The sequence below is a fragment of the Blastococcus saxobsidens genome, assembly GCF_002938435.1.
In the GTDB taxonomy this organism is placed as follows: domain Bacteria; phylum Actinomycetota; class Actinomycetes; order Mycobacteriales; family Geodermatophilaceae; genus Blastococcus; species Blastococcus saxobsidens.
Genome location: NZ_POQT01000014.1, coordinates 72,903 through 85,102 on the forward strand (window position 1 = coordinate 72,903; position 12,200 = coordinate 85,102).

Sequence of the window (12,200 nt, forward strand, 5' to 3'; positions counted from 1 at the left end):
CCGGGGGGACGGACGGACGCCGCGACGGCGGAGCGGGTGGGATGCTGCGGGATGTGAGCGAGCGCACTGGTGCCGACCCGGGCAGTCCCGACGCGCTGGCGGCGGCGCTGGAGGCCACCGGCTACCTGCCCGACGCGGGGCTGGCCACGGCCGCCTACCTGGCGCTGGTCATGCGCCGGCCGCTCTTCCTGGAGGGCGAGGCCGGCGTCGGGAAGACCGCGCTCGCGCACGCCCTGGCCGAGGTCACCGGCCGGCCGATCCACCGGCTGCAGTGCTACGAGGGCCTGGAGGCCAGCCAGGCGCTCTACGACTGGGACTTCGGCCGCCAGCTGCTGCACCTGCGCGCCGCGGAGGTCACGCACGAGACCGAGGACACCGCCGAGCTGGAGGCCGGCCTCTACGACCGGCGGTTCCTGCTGGCCCGGCCGCTGCTGCGCGCGCTGGAGGACTCCCCGAGCGTGCTGCTCGTCGACGAGGTGGACCGCGCCGACGACGAGTTCGAGGCATTCCTGCTCGAGCTGCTGTCGGACTTCACCATCTCGATCCCCGAGCTCGGCACGATCCGCGCGCAGATCCCGCCGCTGGTCGTGCTCACGTCCAACCGCACCCGCGAGGTGCACGACGCGCTGAAGCGGCGCTGCCTCTACCACTGGCTGCAGCACCCCGACTTCGACCGGGAGGTGGCGATCCTCCGCCGCCGGCTGCCGGAGGTCACCGAGCAGCTGGCCCGCCAGGTGGCCCGGGCGACGGCGACCCTGCGCACCCTCGACCTGCTCAAGCCGCCCGGCGTCGCCGAGGCCATGGACTGGGCGACCGCGCTGCACACCCTGGGCGCCCGCGAGCTCGACCCCGACCTGGCCGCCCGCACCCTGGGCGCGGTGCTGAAGTACCGGGAGGACACCGAGCGGGTGCAGGCCCTCGGCGCGGCGGCGTTCAGTGGCTGACCCCCCAGGCATGGGAAGCGTCACCCCCCATCGCGCCGCTCAGGACGCATGTTTCGCTTCCCATGCCTCGGGGGGGCGCGACGTCGTCGACACGGTCGTCGGGCTCGCCCGGACGCTGCGGCACGCCGGGGTGCCGGCCTCGCCGGACCGGGTCGAGGCCATGCTCGCCGCACTCGCCCACCTGCGCGTGCTCGAGCCCGCCGACGTCTACTGGGCCGGCCGGCTCACCCTCTGCTCCGGCCCCGACGACCTGGACCGCTACGACACCGTCTTCGCGGCCTACTTCACCGGCACCCGGCCGCGGGCCGCGCGTGCTCCGGCGGTCCCGCTGCCCCGCCTGGCCGCCTACGCACCGCTGGACGCCGGCACCGGCGACGGCGAGGAGGACGTCGACGCCCCGGACCTCGCCGCGCGCGCCAGTGCCGAGGAAGTGCTGCGGCACCGCGACGTCGCCGGGATGTCCGCCGCGGAGCGGGAGCACCTGCGCCGGCTGTTCGCGCTGCTGGCGCCGGCCTCGCCGATGCGCCCGGCCCGGCGCCGCCGGCCGGCCCCGCACGGCGCCGTCCACCCCAGCCGGACGGTGCGCCAGGCGCTGCGCGACGGCGGCGAGGTGAGCCGCCTGCTGCACCGGCGGGCCCGGCCCCGGCCGCGCCGGGTGGTGCTCCTGGTCGACGTCTCCGGCTCCATGACCCCCTACGCCGACGCCCTGCTGCGCTTCGCGCACGCCGCGGTCCGTGCCCGCCCGGCGTCGACCGAGGTGTTCACGATCGGCACCCGGCTCACCCGGCTGACGCGCGAGCTGCGGCAGCGCGATCCCGACCGCGCGCTGGCGGCGAGCGGCCGGGCGATCCCCGACTGGTCGGGCGGCACCCGGCTGGGCGAGGTGCTCAAGGCCTTCCTCGACCGCTGGGGCCAGCGCGGCACGGCGCGCGGCGCGGTGGTCGTGGTGTGCAGCGACGGCTGGGAGCGGGGCGGCACCGAGCTGCTCGGCGAGCAGATGGCCCGGCTGCGGCGGCTGGCGCACGCCGTCGTCTGGGTGAACCCGCACAAGGGGCGGGACGGCTACGAGCCGTTGACCGGCGGCATGCAGGCGGCCCTGCCGTCGGTGGACCACTTCGTCGCCGGGCACAGCATGGCCGCGTTCGAAAGGCTGACGGGAGTGATCTCCGGTGCGTGAGAAAGGACCCCGTCCTCCTCATCCCTCGCAAGCTCGGGACGAGCCTCGGGACGGGGCCGGAGAGGAGCGATCGAATGCGCGATGTTCTTGACGAGCTGGTGGGCTGGTGGCAGGCGGGGGAGACCGTCGGCGTGGGCACCGTGGTCGGCACCTGGCGGTCGGCACCACGACCGGCCGGGGCCTCGATGCTGGTCGGGCCCGACGGCACGGCGGTCGGCAGCGTCTCCGGCGGCTGCGTCGAGGGCGCGGTCTACGAGGAGGCCAAGGACGCCGTCGAGACCGGTGAGCCCACGCTGCGCCGCTACGGGGTCAGCGACGACGACGCCTTCGCCGTCGGGCTCACCTGCGGGGGGATCCTCGACGTGTTCGTGGAGCCGATCTCGCGGGAGTCGTTCCCGGAACTGGGCGAGATCGCCGAGTCGGTCGGGCGGCACGAGCCGGTCGCCGTGGTCACCGTGGTGGCCGGGCCCGACGAGCGCCTCGGCCGGCGGCTGGTGCTCTGGCCGGACCGCACGTCCGGGACGCTGGGCTCCCAGCGGCTGGACGACGCAGTGGCCGACGACGCCCGGGGCATGCTCGCCGCGGGCCGGACGGCGCTGCTGCACGTGGGTCATGACGGCGAGCGGCGGGGCGACGACCTCACCCTGTTCGTCAACTCGTTCGCCCCGCCGGCCCGCATGGTGGTCTTCGGCGCGATCGACTTCGCCGCCGCCGTCGCGCGGGTGGGCGCCTTCCTCGGCTACCGGGTGACCGTGTGCGACGCCCGGCCGGTGTTCGCGACGCCGAAGCGCTTCCCCGAGGCGCACGAGGTCGTGGTGGAGTGGCCGCACCGCTACCTGCGGGCCGAGCTCGACGCCGGGCGGATCGACGAGCGCACGGTGCTGTGCGTGCTCACCCACGACCCGAAGTTCGACGTGCCGCTGCTGGAGGTGGCCCTGCGCGCCCCGGTGGCCTACGTCGGGGCGATGGGCTCGCGGCGCACCCACGACGAACGGCTGGAGCGGTTGCGGGAGGCCGGGCTCACCGCCGGGGAGATCGGCCGGCTGTCCTCGCCGATCGGCCTGGACCTCGGCGCCCGCACGCCCGAGGAGACGGCGGTCTCGATCGCCGCGGAGATCATCGCCGGCCGCTGGGGCGGCACGGGGGAGCGGCTGGCCGCCGTCGAGGGCCCGATCCATAAAGGACCCCTCGGCCCCCCACCCCTCGCACGCTCGCGGCGGGACCCTGCCGAGGGGCCGGAAGACCGCTGAGCACTGATCTCCTCCACCGGTACGACGTGGAGGTCGCCGGGCTGCTGGCCTCGCCGGTGCACCGCTACGACGGGCGACCCGGGACGGCGACGCCGGAGCAGGCGGCCGACCACCGGGACCGGCTGGAGATCCGGGGCGGGACCGGCATCGTGGGTGACCGCTACGCCGGGCGGCCGGCGCACCGGGACGCGCAGGTGACCGTGCTCGCGGCGGAGGCGCTGGAGGCGCTGGCCGCCGAGCTGGGGGTCGCGCCCGTGGACCCGCTGCTGGCCCGGCGCAACGTGGTGCTGCGCGGCGCGGAGGTTGAGGCGCTGCGCGGGCAGGAGTTCACGCTGGACTGCGGCGCGGGGGAGGTGCGGCTGCGCGGCGGCCGGCCGGCGAACCCCTGCGCCTGGATGGACGTCGTCCTGGCGCCCGGCGCCCACCGCGGGCTGCGCGGCCGCGGCGGCGTGCGCTGCGCGGCCCTCACCGACGGGGTGCTCCGGCTCGGGCCCGCCGTCCTCCGCAGCGCCGTCCCACTGGACCCAGGCCGCTCAGGCGCCGCTCGTCCACCGACACGCCGCGACAGGATCGCCCCCGACCGGCCGCGCTGAGCCGCAGGATGTGCCCGCCCGGCACTTCCGGGTTCCGCTTTCGAAGGAGAGACATGCGCATCCGCTCGATCACGGCCACGGCCGGGCTGGCTGTCGCCGCCCTGCTGCTCACCGCCTGTGGCAGTGACAGCCCGCTCGAGGGCAAGACCGGCGAGGAGGTCGCCGCCGCCGCCGCGGACGCCCTCGAGGAGGCCGGCGCGGTGCACATCGCGGGCACCATGACGCAGGACGGCGAGGAGATGGAGATCGACCTCCAGCTGCAGGGCGACGACGCCGCCGGCACGCTCACCTTCGGCGGCACCGAGGTCGAGATCATCAGCGTCGGCGGGGAGCAGTTCCTGCGCGCACCGGTCGAGTTCTGGGCCGGCTTCGGCATGCCCGAGGAGGCCCTCGGCATGTTCGACGGCACCTGGGTGCTCATGCCCGCCGAGGCGGCCGCCGAGTTCGACACCTTCTCGCTGGCCGGCTTCGCCGACGAGCTGCGCGACCCCGACGGCGAGATCGAGGAGGAGACCCGCTCCGAGGAGCTGGACGGCGAGCCCGTGCGCGTCGTCGAGCAGGAGGACGGCAGCACTCTCACCGTCGCCGACGACGACCCGGCATACCCGCTGGAGCTGACCGGCGAGGAGGGCTCCGAGGGCACCGTGACCTTCAGCGGCTACGGCGAGGAGGAGGACATCTCCGCGCCCGAGGACGCCCTCGACCTCGACGAGATGATGGGGGCCTGACCCTCGGCGTCGACCGTCCGGCCGGGACCAGCGCGTCCTGGCCGGACGGCCCGCTGGGCGGACCGCCCCCCGCCGGGCACACTGGGCGCCGTCGACCGCAGGGGAGGAGCCCGGTGAGCAACGGTCTCGTGCCGTCCGACCCCGTCGTGGGCCTGCAGCGGGAGCGCGAGGTGCTCACCGTCGCGCTGCGGACCAACCGGCACGTCGTCCTCGAGGGGCCGCCCGGCACGGGGAAGTCCACCCTGCTGCGCGCCGTCGCCGGCGACACGGGGCACGACGTCGTCTTCGTGGAGGGCAACGCCGAGCTGACCCCCGCACGGCTGGTCGGCTCCTACGACCCGGCCGCGGTGATGGCCGAGGGGTACGTGCCCGGCAGCTTCGTCGACGGCCCGCTGCTCACCGCGATGCGCGGCTCGGGTCTGCTGTACCTCGAGGAGCTCAACCGCATCCCCGAGGAGACGCTCAACGTCCTCATCACCGTGCTGACCGAGGGCGAGATCGCCGTCCCCCGGCTGGGCACCGTCCGGGCGACGGCCGGGTTCCGGCTGATCGCCGCGATGAACCCGTTCGACGCGATCGGGACCGCCCGGGTGGGGCAGGCGATCGCCGACCGGATGTGCCGGGTGGTGCTCGGCTACCAGGACGAGGCGGGCGAGCGGGCGATCGTCGCCGCGGTCACCGGCGGCCGTGCGCGGCCGGTCGAGCTGGCCGTCGCCCTCGTGCGCGCGACCCGCGAGCACCGCGACCTGCGCACCGGCTCGTCGGTGCGGGGCGCCATCGACCTGGTCCTGCTGCTCGACGGGCTCCTTCAGCTGCGGGGGCTGGAGCATCTGGAAGACCCGGGGGCACGGCAGGCGACCCGGGACGCGCTGCACGCCGCCCTGTCCGGCCGGGTGCGGGTGACCGAGGGCGTGGAGCGGACCCCCGAGAGCGTCCTCGACGAGATCCTCGACGGCATCTGCCCCGCCGACGCGGATCCTCCGGCCGACGACGCCTCCGCCACGGCTCCTGACCCATCCGGGGACGGCCCGGGAAAAGCGGGAGGCCTGCCGCCCGAGGCGGCAGGCCCTGACGCCGGCACCCCGGATCCCGCGGCGGCCCGGCGGGAACGGCCGGGCCGCCGCGGTCCCCGGCAGACCGCCCGGCGCGAGCTGCAGCTGCGGCACGCGTCGTTCGACGAGGTCAGCCCGGAGGTGGGGGAGCTCGACGAGGAGGCGTTCGCCGCGCTGATGGGCGCGGATCCGGACGCCGCGACCGCGCTGCTCGCCGACCTGGCCCTCGCCACCGACCGGGAGCTGCGCTCGGCCGCGCGCCGGCTGGCCGCGCGGGTGTTCGTCCAGGTCGGCCGGGTGGGCGCGGCCCGGGCCCGCGGCACGCGGCGGTTGGCGCCGGCCCGTGGTGGGGACGGCGACCTCGACCTGGAGCGCACCCTGGACCGGTGGAGCGGTCCGTGGCCGCCCGCGCCCGAGGACACGGTGGCCCGGCGGTGGGTCGGGTCCCGGCGGGCGGTCTGCCTGGTGGTCGACCGCTCCGGCTCCATGAACGGGCTGGGCGTGGCGATCGCCGCGGTGGCCGCGGCCGGCGTGGTGCTGACGGCCGGCGAGCGGCTGGAGACCAGCGTGCTCGCGTTCGCCGACCGGGTGGAGGTGCTCCAGCAGCACGGCCGGCACCGCGCGCCGGAGGACCTGGTGCTCGCCCTGGTGGGGCTGCGCGGCCACGGCCGGACGGACGTCGCCGCCGCGCTCCGGGCGGCGTCGGCCCAGCTGCGGTCGGCGGCGCACGCGGACGAGCGGATCGTGGTGCTGCTGTCGGACTGCCTGTCCACGGCCGGGGACCCGGCCGGGTCGGCGCTGGCCGGCATCGACCGGCTGGACGTGCTCTGCCCGCTGCCCGCCGGCAGCGCGGAGACCGAGGCGCTGACGGCGTCCCGCGCACTGGCTGCGCGCGGCGGCGGGTCGCTGGCCCCCGTGCGCTCGCTGACCGACCTCGGGCCGGCGCTGACCCGGCTGCTGCACTGAGGGGTGGTCCCGCCGCAGTACCGCTCTGCCCACGGGGGTGGGCGGAGCGGTACTGCGTCAGGAAGGACGGGGCAGCGAGGCCCGGTTAACGGTCGGCGTCGGTGTAGACGATCATCCCGCGGACGTTCTTGCCGTCGCGCATGTCCTGGTAGCCCTGGTTGATGTCCTCCAGGGAGTACCGGGTGGTCACGAGCTCGTCGAGCTTGAGCTGGCCCTCCTGGTAGAGCGAGAGCAGCTCCGGGATGGCGTTGCGCGGCGACAGCCCGCCGAAGATCGCACCCTGCAGGTCCTTCTGCAGCAGGGTGAGCTCGAAGAGGCTGAGCTTGACGTCGATGTTCATCGCGTTGCCCATGCCGGTGACGACCGCGCGGCCACCCTTGCCGGTCACGCTCAGCGCCGCGGCGACGTCCTCGCCCTGGATGTCGCCGACGGTGATGATCGTCTTCTCCGCCATCCGGCCCCAGGTGAGCTCGTTGATCGCGGGGGTCGCCTCCTCGATGGTGGCGAAGGTGTGCGTGGCGCCCATGTCCATGGCCCACTCCCGCTTCTGCGCCACCGGCTCGATGACGATGACCCGCTTCGCGCCGGCCGCCGCCGCTCCCTGGACGGCGTTCATGCCCACCCCGCCGACGCCCATGACGACGACGTTCTCGCCGGGGCGCACGTCGGCCACCTTGGTCGCCGAGCCCCAGCCGGTGGTGACGCCGCAGCCGACCAGCGCGGCCACCTCGAGCGGGATGTCCGGCTCGATCTTCACCACGGACGCCTGGTGCACGGTCATGTACGGCGAGAACGTGCCCAGCAGGCACATGGGGATGACCTTCTGCCCGTTGGCGTGCACCCGGAACCCGCCGTCGGAGATCGCGGTGCCGGCCAGCAGGTTGGCGCCGAGGTCGCACAGGTTCTGCATCCCGCGGCTGCACGGCGGGCAGACGCCGCAGGCGGGGATGAAGGCGGTGACGACGTGGTCGCCCTCCTCGAGGCCGGTCACGCCCGGGCCCACCTTGGTCACGACTCCCGAGCCCTCGTGCCCGCCGATCACCGGGTAGGACTCGACGGGCGTGCCGCCGGTGACGAGGTGCTCGTCGGAGTGGCAGAGGCCGGACGCAGCGAGCTGGACCTGGACCTCACCCTCCTTGGGGTCGTCGATCTCGATCTCCTCGATCGACCATTCCTCGCCCACGCCCCACAGGATCGCACCCTTGGTCTTCAACCGAGCTCCTCTCCATCAGCCCCGCACCGTCGCGGGTTCGGCCACACCCGTGTGCTCTGGCTCACAGACTGCTGAGCGCGGGTGTGCCCGTCAACAGCTGGCCGGCCGGGGAGGCCGCCGCCCGGGTGCCGCACACTGGGCCCGTGTCCGGCGTCCCGGTGGTCGTGGTCGGCGCCGGGCCGGTCGGGCTGACCGCGGCGCTGCTGCTCGCGCGCCGGGGGGTCGGCGTCCTCGTGCTGGAGCGTTACGCCGAGCCGTACGTGCTGCCCCGCGCGGTGCACCTGGACGACGAGGTGTTCCGGGTGCTGCAGGACGCCGGGGTGGCCGACGTGCTGGTTGCGCACACCCGCCCGATGGCCGGCCTGCGGCTGCTCGACGGGACGCACCGGGTGCTGGCGGAGTTCCGGCGCGACCCGGCCGCGGGGGCGAACGGCTGGCCGCAGGGATCGTTCGTGCACCAGCCCGACCTCGAGTCGGTGCTCGCCGCTGCCGTCGCGGCGGAACCGGGGATCGAGCTGCGCCGCGGCGTCGAGGTCACCGGCCTTCGGCAGGACGACGGCGGGGTCGCCGTCATCACCCGCGACCGGACGACGGGGGAGGACCGGTCCGTCCACGCCGCGGCGGTGGTCGGCTGCGACGGCGCCGGCAGCACGGTCCGGGGGCTCATCGGGGCCCGGATGCGCGACCTGGGCCGGGCCGACCGCTGGCTGGTGCTCGACGTGCGCTCCGACCGGCCGCTGGGGCTGTGGCCGGGCGTGCACCAGGTGTGCGACCCGCGCCGGGCCTCGACCTGCATGCCGGTGACCGGCGACCGGTACCGCTGGGAGTTCCGGCTGCTGCCGGGGGAGACCGCGGCCGACCTCGCCGGGCGCGCGCGGCTGGGGGAGCTGCTGGCGCCGGTGGTCCCGGTCGAGGGGGTGGAGGTGCTGCGGGCGGTCGAGTACACCTACCGGGCGCAGGTCGCCGACCGGTGGCGCGACGGGCGGGTGCTGCTGGCCGGGGACGCCGCCCACCTCAGCCCGCCGTTCGTCGGTCAGGGGCTGGGCCTGGGCCTGCGGGACGCGCACCAGCTGGCCTGGAAGCTGGCCGCGGTCCTCGCCGGGGAGGCCGGCGACGACCTGCTGGACACGTACCAGGCCGAGCGGGAGCCGCACGCCCGCGCGCTGATCCGGGTGGCGCTGCTGCTGGGCGCGCTGATGACCGGGGGAGGGCGGGGCGGTGCCGTCGTCCGCCGTGCCGTGCTCGCCGCCGTCCGGCGGATCCCGGCGGTGGCCCGGCTCGCCACCGACAGCCGCACGCCGCCGCTGCGCCGCGGGCTTTTGGTCGAGCGGCGCGGCCGGGCCGGCCGCCGGCTGGCCGGCACGCTGGTGCCGCAGCCCGAGGTGCTGGTCGAGGGCCTGCCGTGCCGGCTGGACGACGTCCTCGGCGACGGCGATGCGGAGCTGACGGCCGGGCTGCTCGTCCGCCGGGCGGACGGGACGAGGGTGCAGGTCGAGGACCCGAGCGGGACGCTGACCGCCTGGCTGCGCGGCGCCACGGTGCGAATCCGCCGGGACCGCATCGTCGGCTCCGCCCGGGGTACCGACCGGCCATGAACATCGACAAGGACCAGATCCTGCAGCTGCTCCGTTCCCAGGGCGACGACGCCAAGGCCCAGCAGGCCGACCAGGAGCTGCCCGGCCAGGTGGACACCGAGCGCGACGCCGGACTGCTGTCCACGCTCGGCATCGACCCGATGGACCTGGTGAAGAAGCTCGGCGGTGGAGGTGGCCTCGGAGGCGCGCTCGGTGGCCTGCTCGGCAAGGGCTGAGACGCCGGAGGCCCGTTCTAGTCCCTGGGGCGGCCGATGCCGATCGCGGAGAGCGTGCCCAGGACGGCGCCCGGCGGGGCCGCAACGTACAGCCACCACGGGTGGACCCCGCCCACGGTGAGCTCGAGGATGCCCCAGACGACCAGGTTCACCAGGCTGACGCAGACCCAGTTGATGGTCAGGACCTTCATCGCCAGCCCAGGGGCGTCGTCGGTGAATGCCCGCCGCGGACCAGGCGGCGGAAGGAGCGCCGGCAGGTCGGCGGTGACCCGCTCGAGCTCACCGCGGGTGCGCGCGGCCCACACCTCGCGCACCCGTTGGTCGAACTCGTCCAGGTCCAGCTGCCCGGCGTCGTGCGCCCGCTGCAGCCCGGAGGCGACGGCGGAGCGCTCGGCGTCGGAGACCCGGAGGTCCTGCTGCCGCACCGGCTCGCTCACGCCGGCGATCCTGCCATCCGGAACGAGCTAGGACTCCTCGCTCGCGCGCGCGACCGTGGTGCCGCCCAGGCGCTGCTCGAAGCCCGGCGGCACTACGAGGTCGTCCCGGGACAGCTCGCCCACCGAGGGCCGGCCGAGGCCGACCATCGCCGAGCCCAGCCCGTCGCGCAGCAGGTCGAGCACGTTCTCCACGCCGGCCTGCCCGTTGGCCGCCAGCCCCCACAGGTAGGCGCGGCCGATCATCACGGCCTTGGCGCCCAGGGCCAGTGCCTTGGCGACGTCGCTGCCGCGGCGGATGCCGCCGTCGAGCAGCACCTCGATCTGGTCCCCGACCGCCTCGGCGACCGCGGGCAGCGCCCGGATCGAGGCCGGCGTGCCGTCGAGGTTGTTGCCGCCGTGGTTGGAGACCGAGATGGCGGTGACGCCCGCATCGACGGCGCGCCTGGCGTCGTCGACCCGCATGACGCCCTTGAGCATGAACGGGCCGTCCCACTGCGCGCGCAGCCAGGCGACGTCCTCCCACGTGGGCATGGGCGAGTTCATCCACATGCCGTAGGCGCCGAAGAACGTGGGCGCCGGCTCCCCCGGCGTGGCCACCATGTTGGGGACGGTGAGGTCGGGCAGCTGCCGGGTCTTCGCGAAGTCCCAGAGCCAGCGCGGCCGCAGCGCCACCTGCGGGGCGTAGCGGCGCACCGCCTCGAGGTCGATCCTCTCCGGGATGAACGGGCTGCCCCAGTCGCGGCCGTAGGCGAACGACCAGTCCAGCGTGGCGATGATGCCGACGGCGCCGGCCCGCCGGGCCCGCTCCATGCGGGCCAGCATCTCCTCGCGGGTGCCCACCCAGTAGACCTGGAAGAACGTCTGCGGGTTGGCCGCGACGACCTCCTCGATCGACTTGCTCGCGAAGGAGGACAGGCCCATCGACACGCCCCGGGCCGCGGCGGCGCGGGCGACGGCGACCTCGCCGTCGGGGTGCACGGCCTGGACGCCGGTCGGGCTGATCATCACCGGCATCGACATCGGCCGGCCCATGACCGTCACGCCCGTGTGGCGCTCGTTGGCCAGCCCCGCCGTGTGCGGCGCGAAGCCGAGCTCACCGAAGGCGGCGGTGTTGTCCTCGACGGTCAGGCCGCGCTCGGAGCCGGCGACCAGCGCGCCGTAGACCCCCTTGGGCAGCCGCCGCTTCGCGCGGCGCTGCGCCTCGGCCACCGTCTCGAACCACGCGTTCGCCATGCCGGTCTCCCGTCGTCCGCCCCGCTGGGGGCAGCGGTGGCACTCAGTGCCACCGTAGCCGGTCCGGCGAGCCGCACGCCACAGCCGGACGTCTCAGCCTGGCAGGCTGGGGAACCCGCCGGCCAGTTCGTCGAACGCCCGGCGCAGCTGGTCGCCGAGGTCGGTGCGCTCGTCGGCCAGCCAGGCGGCGAAGGCGGAGGTGGCCGCGGCCCGCGTGCTGGCGGCCACCAGCCGGGGCAGGAGGGCGGCCGGGTCCTCGGCGGTGCAGCGCGCGACGTGCTCGGCCACGACGCGGTCGATCTCGGCGTACCGCAGCTGCGAGTGTGCCTGCAGCGCCGGCTCGGTGAGGATCAGCCGCATCCGCTGGCGGAGCACCGGCAGGTCGGCGTCGCCGTAGCCGTTGACCTCGGCGTAGGCCGCGCAGATCGTGGCCAGCACCGGCCGGGCGCCGTCGGCCGCGCGCAGCAGCCGTTCGAGGCGGCCGACGTGCGCGGCGAAGTCCCCCCAGACGGCGTCGGCCTTCGTCGGGTAGTAGCGGAAGAACGTCCGGCGGCTGATGCCGGCGGTCTCGGCCACCTCGTCGGCGGTGACCGCGTCGAAGCCCCGCGAGGTGAACAGCTCCAGCGCCGCGCGCTCCACGCGGGACCGCGCGTCCTCCCCCGTCGCGGTCTGCGTCATGCGCCCATCCTGCCGGGCGACGGCGGGTGCGCGATGCTTTCCGCATCCGACCGGGCGGCCTTGCTCCTGGCACTGGGTGCCACTAGCCTCGGCCCGACCCGCCAGTGACCTCGCTCACC

Annotated in this window: 12 protein-coding genes; 8 read left to right on the top strand and 4 right to left on the bottom strand. The window is 75.5% G+C overall.

Annotated elements, in window-relative coordinates; translation table 11 throughout:
- Positions 1–53: 53 nt before the first annotated feature.
- From C5507_RS10690 to C5507_RS10715, 6 genes are all read left to right on the top strand, one after another.
- Positions 54–944, top strand: a complete 891-nt coding sequence (locus C5507_RS10690) for an AAA family ATPase (RefSeq protein WP_242611226.1) — start codon at positions 54–56, stop codon at positions 942–944.
- Positions 945–954: 10 nt separating this feature from the next.
- Positions 955–2,121, top strand: coding sequence for a vWA domain-containing protein (locus tag C5507_RS10695; protein ID WP_104528506.1), 1,167 nt, complete (start codon positions 955–957; stop codon positions 2,119–2,121).
- A 74-nt stretch (positions 2,122–2,195) separates the two neighbouring features.
- Entirely contained in the window at positions 2,196–3,371 is a 1,176-nt protein-coding gene (locus C5507_RS10700; protein WP_104528507.1) for an XdhC family protein, read from the top strand.
- A 26-nt stretch (positions 3,372–3,397) separates the two neighbouring features.
- Complete coding sequence (locus C5507_RS10705; protein WP_242611225.1) at positions 3,398–3,964, top strand: MOSC domain-containing protein; 567 nt, start codon at positions 3,398–3,400, stop codon at positions 3,962–3,964.
- Positions 3,965–4,017: 53 nt separating this feature from the next.
- Positions 4,018–4,692 (top strand): hypothetical protein, encoded by a 675-nt coding sequence (locus C5507_RS10710; protein WP_104528509.1) that lies wholly within the window; start codon positions 4,018–4,020, stop codon positions 4,690–4,692.
- A 113-nt stretch (positions 4,693–4,805) separates the two neighbouring features.
- On the top strand, positions 4,806–6,710 hold the full coding sequence (locus C5507_RS10715) for an AAA family ATPase (RefSeq protein WP_104528510.1): 1,905 nt from the start codon (positions 4,806–4,808) through the stop codon (positions 6,708–6,710).
- A gap of 85 nt (positions 6,711–6,795) precedes the next feature.
- On the opposite strand, the gene C5507_RS10720 is transcribed toward C5507_RS10715, so the two are convergent.
- Positions 6,796–7,923 carry an NDMA-dependent alcohol dehydrogenase gene (locus tag C5507_RS10720; protein ID WP_104528511.1) on the bottom strand — a complete coding sequence of 376 codons (1,128 nt, stop codon included), beginning with the start codon at positions 7,921–7,923 and terminating at the stop codon, positions 6,796–6,798.
- A 143-nt stretch (positions 7,924–8,066) separates the two neighbouring features.
- Here C5507_RS10720 and C5507_RS10725 point away from each other — a divergent pair, with 143 nt between their 5' ends.
- Together C5507_RS10725 and C5507_RS10730 are read left to right on the top strand one after the other, a co-directional pair.
- Entirely contained in the window at positions 8,067–9,518 is a 1,452-nt protein-coding gene (locus C5507_RS10725; RefSeq protein ID WP_104528535.1) for a bifunctional 3-(3-hydroxy-phenyl)propionate/3-hydroxycinnamic acid hydroxylase, read from the top strand.
- A complete protein-coding gene (locus C5507_RS10730; RefSeq protein ID WP_104528512.1) occupies positions 9,515–9,733 on the top strand; it encodes a hypothetical protein in 219 nt (72 codons plus the stop codon). Before C5507_RS10725 ends, C5507_RS10730 begins: the two co-directional genes overlap by 4 nt.
- Before the next feature lie 17 nt (positions 9,734–9,750).
- Here the strand turns inward: C5507_RS10730 and C5507_RS10735 are convergent, their stop codons facing one another.
- The 3 genes from C5507_RS10735 to C5507_RS10745 all read right to left on the bottom strand — a co-directional run bounded on the left by C5507_RS10735 (position 9,751) and on the right by C5507_RS10745 (position 12,081).
- The gene (locus C5507_RS10735; protein WP_158657566.1) at positions 9,751–10,170 is read right to left on the bottom strand and encodes a DUF1707 SHOCT-like domain-containing protein; all 420 of its coding nucleotides are present in this window, start codon (positions 10,168–10,170) and stop codon (positions 9,751–9,753) included.
- Between the two features lie 27 nt (positions 10,171–10,197).
- Positions 10,198–11,403, bottom strand: a complete 1,206-nt coding sequence (gene mftD, locus C5507_RS10740) for a pre-mycofactocin synthase MftD (RefSeq protein ID WP_104528514.1) — start codon at positions 11,401–11,403, stop codon at positions 10,198–10,200.
- Between the two features lie 93 nt (positions 11,404–11,496).
- Positions 11,497–12,081 carry an acyl-CoA-like ligand-binding transcription factor gene (locus C5507_RS10745; RefSeq protein ID WP_104528515.1) on the bottom strand — a complete coding sequence of 195 codons (585 nt, stop codon included), beginning with the start codon at positions 12,079–12,081 and terminating at the stop codon, positions 11,497–11,499.
- Positions 12,082–12,200 lie beyond the last annotated feature (119 nt).

Coding starts and splice junctions, on each gene's coding strand:
- C5507_RS10710 (WP_104528509.1), top strand. CDS start 4,018: ATGCGCATCCGCTCGATCACGGCCACGGCCGGGCTGGCTGTCGCCGCC.
- C5507_RS10745 (WP_104528515.1), bottom strand. CDS start 12,081: ATGACGCAGACCGCGACGGGGGAGGACGCGCGGTCCCGCGTGGAGCGC.
- C5507_RS10730 (WP_104528512.1), top strand. CDS start 9,515: ATGAACATCGACAAGGACCAGATCCTGCAGCTGCTCCGTTCCCAGGGC.
- C5507_RS10700 (WP_104528507.1), top strand. CDS start 2,196: ATGCGCGATGTTCTTGACGAGCTGGTGGGCTGGTGGCAGGCGGGGGAG.
- mftD (WP_104528514.1), bottom strand. CDS start 11,403: ATGGCGAACGCGTGGTTCGAGACGGTGGCCGAGGCGCAGCGCCGCGCG.
- C5507_RS10695 (WP_104528506.1), top strand. CDS start 955: ATGGGAAGCGTCACCCCCCATCGCGCCGCTCAGGACGCATGTTTCGCT.